Source organism: Acidiplasma sp. MBA-1 (genome assembly GCF_000949015.1).
GTDB classification, from domain to species: domain Archaea; phylum Thermoplasmatota; class Thermoplasmata; order Thermoplasmatales; family Thermoplasmataceae; genus Acidiplasma; species Acidiplasma aeolicum.
On the sequence record NZ_JYHS01000002.1, the window covers coordinates 341234 to 357535 of the forward strand.

Here is a 16302-nt window from a genome sequence, read left to right on the forward strand (position 1 = left end):
TATTGTATAACTATGGATGGGAGGCAAAAATACTGCATGGTAAAATTTAATGATGAGTTGGTATGCATAGACAATTCAATAGAGCTTTTCAGGCTTCTCGGGAAAAAATATACCATTATGATCATGACGCTCCTTGCCAATAATAAATTAAAAAATCAAAATTTCAATAAAATTGTTAATGATCTGCCAGGGTCCGATAAAACATTAATATCACTGAGAATTAAACAGCTTACAAAATTTGGTATTATAGAAAGAAAAAGTTATGGGAATATAACATACGAGCTTACAGACAGGGGCAATGAAATATTAAGGTTAATACTTCCTTTATTCAGGAAAATGCAGTATGATCAATTAATCTGAAAGGCTTTCCATTAGGGTGTTAAAGCGATCCTCCAGCCTTTTAATTGCATAATCAAGGACATCTATGGCCTTTAATGACCCATCTGTTTCAAATTTGAAGATAAATCTGGTATCATCCTCATCAATCTTCACATGGTCTTCCTCAAATAACTGTGAAAGAAATCTGCATGGAGTGTCATCGCTAAATACAATTTGATCATCAGTCTCGCTGACCACGGATTTTGGGCATTTTTCTTTATAATATGTCCATTTATTAAATTCGGATTTATTGATGGTGAATGTTCTGTGATATTTATATGAAACCCCTGAGGTTACCTGCCATTTTGCATGTTCCTTACCACGTCCCAGTATGGCCTCACATGTTACCAAAATTGCCTGGTCCTTTTTTAATTTTACAATGGGGATCATGGGATCAGTTGGTGTGAGGTCCGGGCGGTTTACAGGCATAATATCTGATGAATAAACATCCCCGGGGCCGAGTTTATTAATGGAATATGTAACTGTGCATAAATCGCAACCAGTCCCACCGCATGAACATTCGTCCCTGAAATTAAGTTTTAGATCTGTTTTTAATGGAATTAAGCCAAGCCGGGACGCAATCATCTCATCGAATAATGGTAATGAGGAATCATAAACGTTTCCGTCCTTATCCCTTATCTCTCCATGATGAAAAACAACATTTTCTATTGCAAGTTTTGGTATATCATTAATCAATGTTCTTCTTAAAGAATTGGCTATTCCCGGAGTAATACCATCAATCTCAAAACGGATAAAATTATCTTTTAATTCAATAATTTTAAGCATTTTATACTCTCCTTCCTCTCTTGCCCCCTTTCTTTTTGGTGCCATCATGGGGTATGGGTGTAACCTCCTCAATTCTTAAAATTTTAAAACCTGCCCTGGACAATGCCCTTATGGCAGACTGTGCTCCTGGGCCAGGAATTCTAGATTTGCTGCCGCCCGGAGCTCTAACCCTTATAATTAAATCAGTTATCTCCTTTTCACGGAGCTTTTCAGATATAATATCTGCCGCCTTCATGGCAGCGTAAGGACTTGATTCATCCCTGTCATTTTTAACCACCATTCCACCGGTTGATTTTGCTATTGTTTCTGATCCTGTCTGATCTGTTACAAGTATTAATGTATTATTTTGTGATGCATAAATATGGGCTATTCCAGTCTTATTCATCTTCTTCCTCCTTTACATTTTCCTTTTTATCTTCTTCCTGTTCCTCTTTAACGGCCCCTGCAATGGCAAGCCTTATGGGATGGTTTTCATCCGCAAATGGTGATTTCTCACTGTATGCTATATTATCCTCAAAACCTTTTTGAACAAACATGCTTGGAATTGTTGTGACACGACCATTTACAGTTATATGCCCATGAACTATTAACTGCCTTGCCTGCTTCATTGTTGATGCAAAATTTTTCTGATAAACTATTGTCTGAAGCCTTCTATCTAAAATGTCCTCAAGCGAGAGTGCCAGAATATCATCCAGTGTTGCGTTTTCTGTTAATATATTTAACCGGCTTAATTTCGCAAGCAGCTGCTGTAACTGTTTCTGGGCCAGTGGGTCGCTGTACCTTATTTTTGCCTGAAGGCTCCTTGCCTGTGTTCTAAAATTATTAAGTATGGCCTCAGCCTTCCATAACTCACGTTTATTTTTCAAGCCATATTTAATCAGAAGCTCACGTTCATAATCAATTCTTTCCTTCTCCCATGGATGTCTCGGGGTTGAATAACTTTTCCTCTGAAATTTCTGATCTCCCATAAATAACACCTTATTTCTTTCCTGGTTCCTCCTTCTTTCTAACCACTCCTATTGATAAACCCTTTCTACCATTTGATCTTGTTCTCTGTCCCCTGACCTTATGACCCTGCTCATGTCTTATACCACGGTATGACCTCATTTTCTTCATTAAATTGATATCATCATTAACCTGGAGGTCAAGGTCATTGGATAGCAGGTTAAAATCCTTGCCCGTGGTTATATCCTTTCTATGGTTTAAAAGCCATACAGGCATATCTGCATATTCTTTATTTTCAACATATTTCCTTATTTCAAGAATTTTATCCTCTGATAAATCGCCTATTCTTACAGATGGGTCTATATTAAATTTTGCTGCTATAATTTTTGCCTGCCTGTATCCTATTCCCTTAATATCTGCAAGTGCAAGCTCAAATTTTCTCTCTCCTTTAATATCACGGTTAGCGATCCTAACTATATACTGAAAATTCTCATTATTGTTATCTTCTGCCATTTTATCATCCTGTTTAACGTAAGTTATTCCTTATTATTTCAGTATATATATTCTTTATCATTATTAATCTATTTTGGCAAGCTGTGCATGTGGCACGCCATTAATACGTATAACGTTCTCGGGGTCTATGTAATTTGCATTAATTGCTGCACTCACAACCCTTTCTCCGACCAAGTTTGCAATCGTGCATATGGAGAGGGATGATAAAAAAGTATCCTCAGAAACCCGCATATCACCATAGAAATCCTGCTTTACCTTTAAATGAAGCTTTCCTTCCCTTAGATCCCTGTTTATTAATTCGCTATCCGCAGCTGCCAGAACGACCTCTCCATTAATATTAACTATTTTCATATTAATATTATTCATTTCAACACATCTATTCTTTTATCTGATGGGCGGTATATTTCACCCATGGAATTTAATTTTTCTATATCTGATTCTGCACGCTCCCGGCTTATGCCCCTAGCCTGAAGCTCATCAAGAACCTCCTTAACTTCAGGGGCACGATTTTTTGCCTCCTTTAATTCTTTAATTACACCAAGAACTATTTCAAGCTCACTTCTCTGCCTGGAACTTATACCGCTGTTCAATATATCTATGTCCACCTTGCCATTCATGGAAGATACCTCCCTAAGGTAATAATCCACTATGCTTTTCGCCAGTAATGCATCTTCTGCTGTTACAATTGGAGATAATCTTGCCTTGGCAGCGGCCTCTGCCAGTCTAATTGTGGATTCCAGCTGCCTTGCTGTAATCGGTATTGAATCACCACCAGAGCTTCTGGTTTTAATATATTCTTCCCTAAGTATATCAATTGCCTCATTGCTTAATCTGGGGAAAACGTGATTTTTTGCATATGAAACATATTTTCTTATAAGATCCTTGTCTATTTCGGGTATAAAATTTTCCTCGTCAGGTATTTTTATATCCACATTATTGTTTTCAAGGCCCTTATATATCTCACCAAGTCTGTGTGTCATGAGTATATGTTCTGCCAGTTTTCCATCCATTTCCCTATTTGGTGTATCTATTAACTTAAAAATTATATCAAATCTGGATAATAATGGCGGTGGAAAGTCAATCTGTTCAGTAATACTTTTTAGGGGGTCATAACGTCCGAACTTTGGATTTGCAGCTGCAAGAATAGAACACCTTGATTTTAGCGTTGCCATAATACCTGCCTTTGATATGGTCACTGACTGCTGTTCCATTGCCTCATGCATTGATGCTGTATCCCTGTCATCCATCTTATCCAGTTCATCTATGGCGACAAAACCATTATCAGCCAGAACAAGAGCGCCAGCCTCAAGAGTCCATCTACCCTCACCAAAATCGTCCCTGACGGCAGCCGCAGTTAAACCTGCAGCACTTGAACCTTTTCCAAATGCAAATACACTTCTTGGTGAGATCATTGTCATATATCTCAATAGCTGCGATTTTGCAGTTCCAGGGTCCCCAACCATTAATATATGTATATCACCCCTGATTTTGGTCCCGTCCTTCATAATCTTTCTTTCCCCACCAAAAAGCTGAAGCACCAGTGCAGTTTTAATTATTTCAAGACCATAAATTGAGGGGGCAATGGATTTTGATAACCTTTTTATTATGTTTGGGTCCTTTGCAAGTTCCCTTATCTGTTTTTCATCATCCTCATTAATTTTTATATCCTCAAAATCCTTCGTTTCTTTTTTATAATTGTTTGCATATAAATATATATTGAACTCTGTTAGCATTATTGTTCCTATATGTTTTTGATCGGCCTTGAGTATACCATATATTGTAACCCGGTCTCCTGGAAATACCTTGCCTGCAATATCGTCCTCCATTATTACAGTTATTCTTTGGGGCTGGGATGTACCATCAATGTTATCTGGATTCTCCTGTATCTCAAGTTTTTGTGTATCAACAAATTCTGATTCCTCAGGAATTAACTTTAACTTGCCCTTGTTGTATCCGCAATGCTGGCATGAGGATGGTTCAACCAGTCTCTGATAGTCCTCATTAACATAGGTAAGTTCGCCACATGCCGGGCATTTGAATGCTGCCCTTTCAAGCCTGGGAAGAACCTCTGTGTTTTTTCTTATTATGCCACTTATTGAAATAAATGTACCTACATTGCAGCTTCTTACGTTCCTTATTTCATATTTAATGCCGGTTATATCAGGAACGTCTGTTAACCGTATATCTATTCTTTTAATTCTGTTGTTATACAACCCTATGGTATCTCTTATGTATTCCTCACCAATTGAAAAATAAAGTGTGGGATCCTCCATCAGGCTTTGGGCGAAGGTTTCATCAAAGCCGGTTATATCATTATATGAAATGTAAAGTGATTTTTCATCTGGATATATTGACCTTAGGTTATTTATTTGGTCATTATAATCATACTGGTCAAAGAAATCCTGCCAGTATCTCTTTATTTTATCTGTTTCTATATCAGGGTTTATCACAAAGATAAATATTATTTATAAGTATTTAATGATTTTTTTAACCAGATGTGATAATTGAAAAATAATTTATATTGATTTGGGATTAACCAGTACTGCCGTCGTAGCTCAGCCTGGTAGAGCGCGTGCTTGGTAAGCACGAGGTCGCGGGACCGAATCCCGTCGGCGGCTCTTTCAATTTTGAAAATTGTTAATTTTTATTATTTTTATAGGTTAAAATATCAGTATAGAAAATTATTTAATAAAAATTTAAATTTTGTTAATGTAAGACATGGTACGACAAAAAAATGGCTAAATTTGATAAAAATGTTAAATAATAGGCAAATATTTAAATATAAATCTCTTATTATATTTTTGGGGATGAATAAAATGATTACCATAGGTTTGGATTTAGGTTACGGCGATACCAAGGTAATATCTGAAAATGAGCAAAGGTATATATTCCCTTCCCGCTGGGCAAAGGCCGAGTCAAGAAATTGGGGTATTGGTGGTAATATACCTGTAATTTCTGTTGATGACGGAGACTCATTTGTATTTGGAAAGGATGCCATAGGTTCAGGTGTTAGGCAGCCACAGGAGGACAGCAGACTTTCTGATCCAAATTCATATCCATTGCTCGCAGCGGCCTTATGGGTAACAAATCTTGGTAAGGAAAATACAGAAGTAACACTGGCCAGTGGTACACAGCTTGGGTCCTTTGAAAAGGAGGTGGAGAAGGCAAGGAATCTTCTTGAGGGGAAAACCATAAAAATAAAATCCTCGGCTGGTGAGGAACAAAAATTCACCATATCCAAACTTGTGATGAGACCTCAGGGTGTCGGTGCGGCAATATATTTATTAAACCGTGGATTAATTAGGAAACAATACGGTAATGCGGTGATTATAGACATTGGGTTTAGAACAACTGATGTATTAACAATAAATATGGAGAACATGGAACCAATAGTTGAGCTTTCATTTACAATACAGGCAGGAGTGGGGGATGTTGTTTCTGGAATAAGCAAGGTAATAGCCAAGGAAACAGGATTTATAGTTCCAGCTGATGTGGCCAGGGATGCAATATCGTCAAAGGTTGTCTACAGTCAGAAGGAGGTTGGTGGTCCAATTGTTTCACAACCATTATTAGACGCACTTGCACAGAAGGTGATAGACGATATGAGGGAAAACATGCGTGAAGACCTTGATAGGATAACTGCTTTAATTCCTGTGGGCGGTGGATCAATACTGGTTGGGCAGAAGCTGGATGAACTTGCACCCGGGCACATGGTTAAGGTTCCCGTGGAGGATATGCAATTTACCAATGTCCTTGGATACAGAATTGCAGCAAGTCAATAATTTTACAATAATTTTAAAAATAATTTTAATTTATAAATTTTATAAAATATGTATTAGTGCTGGATATGAACTGTATGCAACATATATTCCGACCAGAACTATAATAATTGCGAATATCTTTCTAAGCAGCTTTTTATTCATGCCAACTGATATTTTTGTTCCAAAGAAGCCACCAAGAATGCCACCAATCACATATACAATGGCAACAAGATACAGAACCTCTCCATGGAATCCGTACTCTGCTGCTGTAACTATCCCGAAGGTACCAACAGCAAATAGCGATGTGCCTATTGCCATACTTATCTTAATCTTTGTGGATGATAGTAATGCAGGCACTATTAAGAAGCCACCGCCAATACCAAAGAAACCTGAGGCAAAGCCCACTGCAAGTGAGAATGCAGATACCTTGTCATATCTTGTTTGTTTTGTTAATTCCTTGCAATCCTCTGTTGGCAGGCTACGGCATTTGCTGATATACATATATATACCAATGACTATCATGAGCATGGAGAAAAAGAAAAGCAGCTGGCCGCCCTTTATCTTAAGCCCAACATATGCACCAAGTAAAACTCCTATCACACCAACAAGGGCAAAAATAGGTGCTATTTTTAAATTTACGTTTTTCTTTCTGAGATGCTGATAGAAATTAATAAATGCTGTCAGGCCAACAGCAAGTGCAGTGGTACCTATTGCAAGATGTGGATGATTAATACCAACAAAATATATAAACAAAGGGACTGCAAGTATTGATCCACCACCACCTATTAAGCCTAAACTAAAACCGACTGCTATACCGGATATTAGGGCAAATAAATACTGAATGATTGTTATTATCATTTTTATCTAAGGGTATATAACTAATTACTATATATATGTTTTTCATGTTTATACATTAATTATTCATATTTATGAAAAAATATTAATTTTATACATTATTATGATTAATTTTCATGCAATAACGTGCTTAGGTGATATAGGGCCTTCCCAGCATTGGAGTTATCGATTATTATCCATATTTCTGTATCCAATCTGTAAATGTTGGTAAACTTTATTCCATAGGTCATAAGATAATCCGTTATCAGCAATGTTAACCCTGGTGTAAATGAGGATTCCTTTGGAAGTATTATCTTAATAAGCGCAATTTTGCTCTCGCTGCCCTTGTTGCTTGCTATGCACACATAATAATTAGACTCCTTCATTACAAGTATTGCATTATCTGGAATTTTTTTAATGTCATCAAAATATATAACACTGTATTCATATTCTATTGTTAATGACGACCTTTTAAGTATGTCAAGATCATCTATGTATTCTGGCTTTTGCGTCTTCATATTTGCAAGGACCTTGACAATGGTATTAAATTTTACAGGCTTTCCGGTCATGGCCTCAACCTTATCCTTAATATTTTCTGCAATTTTAGTGTAATTGCATAACCCGCTTGAAATTGCCATGGAAAAAATTAAATTGTTATTCACAATAACTTTTACTGCGTCTGATATTTTTGTCATGATTGTTTATTATTTTATAATATAAATTCATTGCTATTGAAAATATTCTATAAAATACATATTTATGAATTATATCTATATTTATAATACTTTACTTATTTTATATACAACATATAATTAAATAATATTTTGCTACAAAATCTTAAATAAATATCTTTTATATTGCTATACCTGAATTTGGAAAAACCAATATTTAAGGTGCCGTCCACGTGGGGAATTGGTATGAAGATAGGTATAATAACCAGGGTAAACTGCGCTTCGTGTATAAAAATAGCAAAGAGGATTCTTGAAATAATTCCTGAGGACTGGGAGGTTTTTCTTGAAATGAAACTTGCCATGGCCCTTCATAAAAAGGGTTATAATTTTAGCAATATTAAAGCTGATATTTTAATAGTCATTGGTGGTGATGGAACAATACTGAGAACAGCCCAGTTTTCTAAAGGAAAGATACTCGGCATAAATGTTGGCGGTCTTGGATTTTTATCTGAGGTTGAAATAGGCAGCATTGAGGAATCAATTTATAATTTAATTAGGGGTAATTACAGGGAGTACAGCGTAATGAAACTTGATGTATTTATAAATAATAGGTTATTTGGGAAATGCATTAATGATGTGGTCATACATACAGGTAAAATTTCTAAAATAAGAAAATTTAGCGTGTATATAGATGATAAGTTTATGGAAAATACAAGCGCCGATGGTGTCATTGTGGCAACACCAATAGGATCGACATCCTATTCCTACAGTGCTGGAGGCCCAATATTGATACCATCATTAAGGGCAATGGTAATATCCTATATAGCACCTTTTGGTTCAAGGCTCCGGCCAATTGTCTGTCCTGAAACCAGTTCAGTAAAAATTAAATCAATAGGAAAATATGATTCCATAGTTATATTGGACGGCCAGAAGGAAAGAAAGATAAATGAAAATGACATGGTTGAAATCAGGGTATCCAGGGAACATTTAACATTTATTGAGATGAAGGATTCCTTCTTTGAAAGGTTAAGAACAAAGCTGATTAAGGATGTGGTTAATTAGAAAGAAGACAATGGAAATGATAATGGAGGCATCGAAGGATTCATATCCAAATGAGTTTGGTGCAATGCTCAGGGCTGAGGGAAATATAATTTATGAAATAGCCATACTTCCGGGCACTGTAAATGGAAATGTCCATGTTATCTTCCCAATGTATTCCATACCCATTGATTTTTCATATGTTGGATCTGTGCATTCACATCCATCCGGAAATACAAGGCCGTCTGATGCTGATCTGCATATGTTCTCAAATACCGGGCAGATTCATATTATTGTTGGATACCCATATGATTTAAAAAATTATTCCGCATATAACAGAGCAGGAACTCCTGTTAAGTTGGACATTATTTGATTGAATATCTTAATATGGCACAGTATCCCCCAAATTTTTTTATAATTTCACCGGAATCAGAGTAACGGCTTATAACATGTATGTTTGCTGATCCATTTAAAATCGAAAGAAGCTCCCTTGTTTCCGGGGCATGAAATTTTTCCTCTGAAATAATTAAATCCTGAATTATACCCATCTGTGCATATTTTAATATATCCCCATAACCATATATGCTTGTGGCGCTTTTATTTAGCCCTTCAAGAAACTTATTTATAATTTTTTCATCCCTCATGAGCCTTGAATTTTTTAGAATATTTTCACTTTTTTCACTCCCCAGGAATTCATAAATTCCTCTTTTGCCCGTATCCTCAACGGCAAAATCATATTTTTTAAAATTTTTAAAATACGGATTCTGGTTAATGAAATTATAAAACTTAGAGTGTTCAAATCCAGGTCCTAGAATGATTAAAATAATAATATCCCTTATATTTTTTAAAACATATTCAATTTCCTGGTAATAACCTGATGATTGCTGCTTGACATCAAAATATTTTCCAGACTTTCCAGATTTTATGCTTGCAAGTTCCTGTATTCCATATGGTCTTAATGCGCATACTGTTGCCTCCTCATCATCCATGGAAATAAAATAAATTCCAGTACTCTGAGAGGTATCGGTTGCCTCCCTGAGTAGGTTTAAATCCTCATCTGTAAATTCTTTAATAAGGAGGAATTCATCATCGGTACCAAGAAAGATTGATTGATGGCTACCGGCTTCATCACCCTCTATTATCTCGCCAAGAATTTTAATCTTATCGGTATAAGGCTGAAAATCTACTTTTTCAACCTTTAATTTTACCTTAATTTTCTTTCTTTCTGTTGATTTTGCCCTGTCCATGTCGTCATTAAGCTCAACCCTTCTAAAAACATCAGATACTATTAGATCCCCGGGTTCAAGTAAATTTTTTATATACCAGAGATCGTCAAGTGTTTCTATCCGTATTTTTAACTCATCATTTCCAATATTATTTTCCAGTATTTTCAATGAATGATAATTAAAAGATCGGTTAAATACTTTTAAATTTTAAAATTTTATTAATTTCATTAAGAATTTTTTTATAATGAGAACCTTCCCAGTAATATTTATTGCATTTCTTACAGTATTTAACTGTTTTAAATTTTTGCCTGACCATTGTATATTTTAAAGGATCCAGCGTATCAGTGCTAACATCCACAAGAATTGAATTGCACACCGGGCATCTTGTAAAAAAAAGTTTTTTATCCGGTGGAAAGAGGCTTATTATTTCACTTACCTGATCTTTATAATCGGTGCTATCCAGAAATATTGAAAGCGAGTACCTTTTATAGAACTCTATATCCCTTGTTAATAGTATTAAATTATTTTCAATACAAATCTTGAGTATTTCATTATCATAATGTACATCCGGATATTCAACATCATAACCCATAAAGCGGAGCCATTCGCAGGCCCTTTTTGCCATATGGTCTGCCATAAATTTATGGGTGACTCCATCTTTTAGAAATTTCATTTTCAATTCCCGCTAAATCCATTACCCTTCCAACCATGGAATTAACCATATCGTCAACTGTTTTTGGCCTGCTGTAAAATCCCGGCATTGCCGGCGCTATTATCACACCACTTTCTGAAAGTGCAAGCATATTTTTTATCATGATTGTGCTCAGTGGTGTTTCTCTTGGAACTATTATAATCCTCCTTCTTTCCTTCATGGCAACAAGGGCCACCCTGGATATTAAGGTATCAGATATGCCAACGGCTATTTTGGCCATTGTGGATGATGAACATGGTATTATTATATAAGAATCAAAGATAAAACTCCCGGAACTTACTGTGGCAGCTATATTGGAATCATCATAAACATAATCAGCCAGATTTTTTATATAATTTAAATCATAATCAGTTTCCAGTTCTATTACCTTTTTTGCACTTTCAGATATTATTAAATGTATTTCAGCCTCTTTTATTTTTTCAAGAAGGCGTATGCCATAAATTGAACCTGATGCACCGGATAATCCAATAACAATTTTTTTCATTATTATATAATGCTTAAATTGTATTTAATTCATTTTTTTCTATTAAAGATAAAATAAAGAACAAACATCCCTGCTATGATGGCTATTATTGCCCCTGCCTCCTCGTACTGAACTGTTTTGCGTGCCACCACGGGTTTTGAAAATGAAAATCCAGGATATGCACCTGCATCAAGTGCCTGTATGTTTGTATACCCCTTAACATGAGAGGACACATTTTCTGTATCAAGAAATGCCTTTGTCATGTTTGCCATTGTTGGACTGCCTGTTTCAGAAAGTTTTAAAAGAAAGTATGCGCCGTATGGATTCATTGATGTATATGAAAGATCAAACACAATAAGATACTGCGTATCCACTGCTGACCAGTTATATGTTACATACTTTTTATTGTCAATAACATTAGAAAAAAAATTAACCCATACTGAATTTGATATATTATATTCTGTACCATTATAATAATACGTAATGGTCGGAAGCACGCTTGGTGGTGCTGGCAAATTCTGGGATGAATTGGCAACAGCCGGTGCGGCGATTAAGAACATGGATAGTAATATTGCTACCAGTATTTTGTACATTTAATACTGTATGTAAAATATGATTTAAATCTTTTTTTATTTAAAACCAAATTACCACAATTAAGTATTTAAATAAAGATTGTTTTTAGCTGTATATGCTCAAAAAGATTGTCGCCGGCATATTCATATTCATATTGATTCTATCATTTATATCATATGCTAGTTCAGGCCTCAATGAAAATCAAATTACAGTGGAGCCCGTATCCAGCCAAACAGGCCAGTATATGGCATACGTTCCATCCTACCTGCATCCTGTTGTTAATAAAATTTTAAGGTATAATAATATTAATTACACATATTATGGAAATATTTTAACTGCAACATATAATTTATATAATTATTATAATGAAAAAAGCATATTCGCATCATTGAATAATATAGGTATAAGCTCATTTAAATCAAATGATTCCAATGGATTTGTACCGTATTTAATTGTAAATACATCCAGATTCGACGGTGGTGCATACACGCCATATGATATATACAATGCCTATGACATTGGCTATATTGAAAATAGTGGATTCAGAGGTCAAAATACAACAATAACGATAGTTGATGCCTATGGTGATCCAAATATAATGTATGACGTTGAATCATTTGATAATATAACTGATTTACCCCCTGTAAATTTAAGCATATATACCCCTGTAGGCCCAATAACATCTGAAAATTCTGGCTGGGCCATTGAAACTGCAGTGGATGTTGAGTGGAGCCATGCCATAGCACCCGATGCAAAAATAAATCTCGTGCTTGCACCAAATTCAAATAGTACTCTTGTTCAGGCTGTGGCATGGGCAGTTGGCAACCTGTCTGAAAATGTGATATCCCTTAGCTGGGGTTCTGCCGAATCCTCATTAAATGCAAGCGAATTAAAGGTATTTAACAGCATATATATGGAGGCAGCTGATAAAAATATTACAGTGGTTGCTGCGTCAGGTGATAATGGTGCCGATGATGGTACATCAGCAAAAACTGTGAACTTCCCTGCCGCAGACCCCTATGTTCTTTCAGTGGGTGGAACAAGCCTTTACTGCCATGATGGGACATACTCACAGACAGCATGGTCTGGCAGTGGGGGTGGCTATTCATCGTATTTCTCCACACCATACTATCAGAACGCAACAGGCTATAATTCTACTCAACGCGGTGTTCCAGATGTATCCATGGTGGCAAACCCCAACACAGGGGTTCTTATTGTTGTGTCGGGAACCACATACAAAATAGGTGGTACAAGTGTGGGCACACCGATCTGGGCAGGAATAATTGCATTAATGGATCAGTATAATAACAGGTCTTTAGGATTGGTTAATCCATTATTATATCAGATAGCACGGACACATTTTTATTCAAAGGATTTCACTCAAATTACATCAGGCAGTAATAATGGCTACTCGGCACATTCAGGATGGAATCCGGTCGATGGCCTTGGAACTCCCATGGTAAGCAATCTGATTAATGATTCCAGGGTAATACTAAAGGGTTATGGATCAATTGTTTACCTCAATGGAACTGAAAATCTCACTGAAATCTCAGCAAGTATAGATGCTGGTCATAATAACCTTGAGGGTTTCAATGGAAGCACATATTATTTCATATCAATGTATGGTTCTTATAATAATTACGTTGAATTTGGAATACTTGCAAATCTTTCCGGATATTATTATCATTATATCATAGATGACGCGGGCGTGGAATTTAATGGCACATTCAATGGAGGCGGGGAAGCGAATCTTACAATTCTATATAATAATTATAATATAATATTTAAGGCAAATAATTCAAAAGTTAATGAAATAAACGGTATATTATTGAATGATGCCGGTTTTTATAAAGGGGCCATAGGCGTTCTGCAGGAAAATTCGGGTATTTACAATGCATATATACCGCATGGAACCTTTTCAAATTTAATAATTAAAAATAACAGTTACAGTTTAATACCCTATGCATACTATGAATCCCATGTATCCGGCCTTGAGAACCACGGTGATCTGGGAATAACATATAATAATAAGAATTTTACAGCAGCATTTTCATATAATATCACACCTGGATATCTGTATAAGAATGGCTATAAACCTGAAATACTGTATAATTTATCATACAGTAGCACATCGGGGCTGTTCCTTTATGCAAATAATGGCCAGAAAACAGTTTTCTATGTTAACGGTTTGAGATTAAAAGGTAACAGCGATAAACTTGACCCTGGGGTTTATAATGTCAATGCAACCATTTCTGGAATTAATGTTTCAAGAACCATATACATACCCAAAATATCAATATATAATATAAATACAATTCCTGAACCGGTTTACTTTAATGAATCAAAGTATATCATTGATGATTACTATTTTAAATATTCAGGAAATACCAATAATTTCAGTATATATGGAATTAATGGAAATAACAGTATAATAATATATTCTGATGGCTATAATACCATTTACGGCCATTTTAATTCGACTAAAACATTTACACTAAATCCAAAAAATATAACAATAACATTTTTTGTCTATAATGCCAACACAACCGTAATTGTTAATGGACGTAACATTCCTGGAAGTTATGGTATTTTTAAGGAATCAATTAGGCCAGAACACATAGCTGTAAATATTACCTCACCCGGATTTATCGGAAAAAACTTTACCATGAATCTTTATCCCTCAGAAAATGTATTCAGGGAATTTTTATTGCTGCCAAAATCTTCATTGTATAAAGTTACAGGTTATATCACAAATATAGAGTTTAATTATGCACTGGCGCATGTGGCAGTGTACAGCAATGGAAGAATATCGGGATATTCAAGCCCACAGGGACATTACATTGTCTTTTTACCGGCAGGGAAAAATACATTAAAATTTTCACTGGAATATTATAAAAACAGTACATTAAACATTAATGCAAATAAAAACATGAGTAATCAGAACGTTTCATTGGCACCGGCAAACATAAACCTGGTATATATACCATTTAAAATCACATATTTGTTCCCATTCATGTTTTATTTTCTTTACCTGTCATGGAATCAATATTCTGGTCCTGATTTTGGCCTATATGAAATATTTTATTCAACAAATCCCAATATGGTTGGATATCATGATAAAACTATTTTTACACAGGGTGTCGATTTTACGGTGCTAACCAATATAGAGCCGGGGAAAACATATTATATAATTATATCAGCATACACGGCCCAGGGAGCATTTATTTCCACATCAGAGGTTAAGGTAACATATAACCTGATAAACTACGGCATCAATGCACTAATAATAGGTGGCATTATTGCATACATTTTAATAATGATAAAAATATTCTTTAGAAAAAGGAAAAATGAGGAGGATTGGGATATATTTAACGAATTTCCTTAAGAATTTCCTGCCTTGCAATATCCATGTTTTTTAATTTTTCATATCCGATCTCCCTGGTTCTTGTTCTAAGTCCACAGTCAGGATTCAGGCGTATTAATTCGGGCGGGAGTATTTTTAAGGCATAATTAATTCTATCCTTTATTAGCTCCACCGGCTCAATATAATCTATATGTACATCTGTTACACCTAGACCCATAAATTTTTTCTTATCATTATGTTCATTAAAATACTTTAAATCAGTGTAACCGGGTCTGGAGGAATCATCAGTACCACGTTCGAGTGTATCACGATTTGCAAATTCAAGGTTAAAACCATCTATTTTTATGTCATCCATAACATCATAAAGAAGTCTATAATCAATGCTATAACAAACGTGCATCGAAAATTCAACATTATCTATTCCATCAACGGATTTATTTATTGAATCAACGACAATATTCATCTCATCCGGATGTGTTGTGGTGGCTGGCTCATCTATCTGAATTTCAAGCTTTTTGCCCGGATATTTTCTATCCCATTCCCTTTTCAGCTCCCTCATATCCTCATTAAGAAGCTTGGCAAATTCCATGGCAGTTTCATATCTATCCCTGTAGTGTTCATTAAATGACCAGTCCATCATTGTATAAGGGCCTGTAACAGGAATTTTTATATTTGATATATTATTTTCAAGAAGAAATTCTAACTCATCCAGATGGTATGGTTCCTTTCTTTCTATCCTATCAGTTATGCTACCTTTCTTGTAATATCTGTTATCAAAAGACCTGACCGGGCCATAGAATGTTATTCCGTTTATCCTGTTTGCCTGATGCTCATACATTTCCCATCTGAACATTTCTCCGCCAACACCTATATTATCCAGGCCGGCCTTTTTAAAAAGGTCTATGGTTTCAATGGTGGCCCTTCCTGCAAGTACGTTAAATTCCTCAGTTCCCTGAATTTTATGAAAAACAGAACTAAGATACGTTGGTTTTCTAAAACTACCAATTTCCTGTGATATCAAATATTTTTCTGACATTT

At 35.4% G+C, this 16302-nt stretch carries 18 protein-coding genes and 1 tRNA gene; 6 read left to right on the forward strand and 13 right to left on the reverse strand.

Annotated features, from left to right (window positions below):
* The first annotated feature begins 12 nt into the window (after window positions 1-12).
* Window positions 13-360, forward strand: coding sequence for a helix-turn-helix domain-containing protein (locus TZ01_RS04975; RefSeq protein ID WP_048101691.1), 348 nt, complete (start codon window positions 13-15; stop codon window positions 358-360).
* Here TZ01_RS04975 and TZ01_RS04980 read toward each other — a convergent pair.
* The 6 genes from TZ01_RS04980 to TZ01_RS05005 all read right to left on the reverse strand — a co-directional run bounded on the left by TZ01_RS04980 (window position 352) and on the right by TZ01_RS05005 (window position 5072).
* Window positions 352-1164: a DNA-directed RNA polymerase subunit D gene (locus TZ01_RS04980; protein WP_048101836.1), complete on the reverse strand. Its 813-nt coding sequence runs from the start codon at window positions 1162-1164 to the stop codon at window positions 352-354. The genes TZ01_RS04975 and TZ01_RS04980 overlap by 9 nt on opposite strands.
* Before the next feature lies 1 nt (window position 1165).
* Window positions 1166-1549: a 30S ribosomal protein S11 gene (locus tag TZ01_RS04985; protein WP_048101692.1), complete on the reverse strand. Its 384-nt coding sequence runs from the start codon at window positions 1547-1549 to the stop codon at window positions 1166-1168.
* Entirely contained in the window at window positions 1542-2132 is a 591-nt protein-coding gene (locus TZ01_RS04990) for a 30S ribosomal protein S4 (RefSeq protein WP_048101693.1), read from the reverse strand. The genes TZ01_RS04985 and TZ01_RS04990 overlap by 8 nt, the downstream gene beginning before the upstream one ends.
* A 10-nt stretch (window positions 2133-2142) precedes the next feature.
* Window positions 2143-2622: a 30S ribosomal protein S13 gene (locus TZ01_RS04995; protein WP_048101694.1), complete on the reverse strand. Its 480-nt coding sequence runs from the start codon at window positions 2620-2622 to the stop codon at window positions 2143-2145.
* A gap of 63 nt (window positions 2623-2685) precedes the next feature.
* Complete coding sequence (locus TZ01_RS05000; protein ID WP_231563423.1) at window positions 2686-2988, reverse strand: DUF424 domain-containing protein; 303 nt, start codon at window positions 2986-2988, stop codon at window positions 2686-2688.
* Entirely contained in the window at window positions 2985-5072 is a 2088-nt protein-coding gene (locus tag TZ01_RS05005; RefSeq protein ID WP_048101695.1) for a minichromosome maintenance protein MCM, read from the reverse strand. The genes TZ01_RS05000 and TZ01_RS05005 overlap by 4 nt, the downstream gene beginning before the upstream one ends.
* Window positions 5073-5166: 94 nt before the next feature.
* Between TZ01_RS05005 and TZ01_RS05010 the strand changes: the two genes are divergently transcribed.
* A tRNA-Thr gene (locus TZ01_RS05010) sits at window positions 5167-5240 on the forward strand.
* A gap of 198 nt (window positions 5241-5438) precedes the next feature.
* Window positions 5439-6404, forward strand: coding sequence for a ParM/StbA family protein (locus TZ01_RS05015; RefSeq protein WP_048101838.1), 966 nt, complete (start codon window positions 5439-5441; stop codon window positions 6402-6404).
* 39 nt (window positions 6405-6443) lie between these two features.
* On the opposite strand, the gene TZ01_RS05020 is transcribed toward TZ01_RS05015, so the two are convergent.
* Complete coding sequence (locus tag TZ01_RS05020; protein WP_048101696.1) at window positions 6444-7241, reverse strand: sulfite exporter TauE/SafE family protein; 798 nt, start codon at window positions 7239-7241, stop codon at window positions 6444-6446.
* Between the two features lie 104 nt (window positions 7242-7345).
* The gene (locus TZ01_RS05025; RefSeq protein ID WP_048101697.1) at window positions 7346-7912 is read right to left on the reverse strand and encodes a hypothetical protein; all 567 of its coding nucleotides are present in this window, start codon (window positions 7910-7912) and stop codon (window positions 7346-7348) included.
* Window positions 7913-8134: 222 nt separating this feature from the next.
* On the opposite strand from TZ01_RS05025, the gene TZ01_RS05030 reads away from it, so the two are divergent.
* Window positions 8135-8950 (forward strand): NAD(+) kinase, encoded by an 816-nt coding sequence (locus TZ01_RS05030; RefSeq protein ID WP_048101839.1) that lies wholly within the window; start codon window positions 8135-8137, stop codon window positions 8948-8950.
* Window positions 8937-9299, forward strand: a complete 363-nt coding sequence (locus tag TZ01_RS05035; RefSeq protein WP_048101698.1) for a Mov34/MPN/PAD-1 family protein — start codon at window positions 8937-8939, stop codon at window positions 9297-9299. Before TZ01_RS05030 ends, TZ01_RS05035 begins: the two co-directional genes overlap by 14 nt.
* On the opposite strand, the gene TZ01_RS05040 is transcribed toward TZ01_RS05035, so the two are convergent.
* Genes TZ01_RS05040 through TZ01_RS05055 form a run of 4 tightly spaced genes read right to left on the reverse strand, consistent with a single transcriptional unit; the run spans window position 9292 to window position 11920 of the window.
* Entirely contained in the window at window positions 9292-10320 is a 1029-nt protein-coding gene (locus TZ01_RS05040) for an mRNA surveillance protein pelota (protein ID WP_048101699.1), read from the reverse strand. The two genes, TZ01_RS05035 and TZ01_RS05040, sit on opposite strands and share 8 nt — an antisense overlap.
* Window positions 10321-10342: 22 nt before the next feature.
* Window positions 10343-10825, reverse strand: a complete 483-nt coding sequence (locus TZ01_RS09190) for a Mut7-C RNAse domain-containing protein (protein WP_052656763.1) — start codon at window positions 10823-10825, stop codon at window positions 10343-10345.
* Entirely contained in the window at window positions 10794-11348 is a 555-nt protein-coding gene (locus TZ01_RS05050) for a UbiX family flavin prenyltransferase (protein ID WP_048101700.1), read from the reverse strand. Before TZ01_RS05050 ends, TZ01_RS09190 begins: the two co-directional genes overlap by 32 nt.
* Window positions 11349-11377: 29 nt before the next feature.
* Window positions 11378-11920, reverse strand: a complete 543-nt coding sequence (locus TZ01_RS05055; RefSeq protein WP_048101701.1) for a hypothetical protein — start codon at window positions 11918-11920, stop codon at window positions 11378-11380.
* Between the two features lie 95 nt (window positions 11921-12015).
* Between TZ01_RS05055 and TZ01_RS09195 the strand changes: the two genes are divergently transcribed.
* The gene (locus tag TZ01_RS09195; RefSeq protein WP_052656765.1) at window positions 12016-15285 is read left to right on the forward strand and encodes a S8 family serine peptidase; all 3270 of its coding nucleotides are present in this window, start codon (window positions 12016-12018) and stop codon (window positions 15283-15285) included.
* On the opposite strand, the gene TZ01_RS05065 is transcribed toward TZ01_RS09195, so the two are convergent.
* A complete protein-coding gene (locus TZ01_RS05065) occupies window positions 15269-16300 on the reverse strand; it encodes a methionine synthase (RefSeq protein WP_048101702.1) in 1032 nt (343 codons plus the stop codon). The genes TZ01_RS09195 and TZ01_RS05065 overlap by 17 nt on opposite strands.
* Window positions 16301-16302: the final 2 nt, after the last annotated feature.

Excerpts from the sequence above, each read along its gene's own strand:
- TZ01_RS04975 (WP_048101691.1), top strand. The coding sequence starts at position 13 with ATGGATGGGAGGCAAAAATACTGCATGGTAAAATTTAATGATGAGTTG.
- TZ01_RS04980 (WP_048101836.1), bottom strand. The coding sequence starts at position 1,164 with ATGCTTAAAATTATTGAATTAAAAGATAATTTTATCCGTTTTGAGATT.
- TZ01_RS04985 (WP_048101692.1), bottom strand. The coding sequence starts at position 1,549 with ATGAATAAGACTGGAATAGCCCATATTTATGCATCACAAAATAATACA.
- TZ01_RS04990 (WP_048101693.1), bottom strand. The coding sequence starts at position 2,132 with ATGGGAGATCAGAAATTTCAGAGGAAAAGTTATTCAACCCCGAGACAT.
- TZ01_RS04995 (WP_048101694.1), bottom strand. The coding sequence starts at position 2,622 with ATGGCAGAAGATAACAATAATGAGAATTTTCAGTATATAGTTAGGATC.
- TZ01_RS05000 (WP_231563423.1), bottom strand. The coding sequence starts at position 2,988 with ATGAATAATATTAATATGAAAATAGTTAATATTAATGGAGAGGTCGTT.
- TZ01_RS05015 (WP_048101838.1), top strand. The coding sequence starts at position 5,439 with ATGATTACCATAGGTTTGGATTTAGGTTACGGCGATACCAAGGTAATA.
- TZ01_RS05020 (WP_048101696.1), bottom strand. The coding sequence starts at position 7,241 with ATGATAATAACAATCATTCAGTATTTATTTGCCCTAATATCCGGTATA.
- TZ01_RS05025 (WP_048101697.1), bottom strand. The coding sequence starts at position 7,912 with ATGACAAAAATATCAGACGCAGTAAAAGTTATTGTGAATAACAATTTA.
- TZ01_RS05030 (WP_048101839.1), top strand. The coding sequence starts at position 8,135 with ATGAAGATAGGTATAATAACCAGGGTAAACTGCGCTTCGTGTATAAAA.
- TZ01_RS05035 (WP_048101698.1), top strand. The coding sequence starts at position 8,937 with ATGTGGTTAATTAGAAAGAAGACAATGGAAATGATAATGGAGGCATCG.
- TZ01_RS09190 (WP_052656763.1), bottom strand. The coding sequence starts at position 10,825 with ATGAAATTTCTAAAAGATGGAGTCACCCATAAATTTATGGCAGACCAT.
- TZ01_RS05050 (WP_048101700.1), bottom strand. The coding sequence starts at position 11,348 with ATGAAAAAAATTGTTATTGGATTATCCGGTGCATCAGGTTCAATTTAT.
- TZ01_RS05055 (WP_048101701.1), bottom strand. The coding sequence starts at position 11,920 with ATGTACAAAATACTGGTAGCAATATTACTATCCATGTTCTTAATCGCC.
- TZ01_RS09195 (WP_052656765.1), top strand. The coding sequence starts at position 12,016 with ATGCTCAAAAAGATTGTCGCCGGCATATTCATATTCATATTGATTCTA.
- TZ01_RS05065 (WP_048101702.1), bottom strand. The coding sequence starts at position 16,300 with ATGTCAGAAAAATATTTGATATCACAGGAAATTGGTAGTTTTAGAAAA.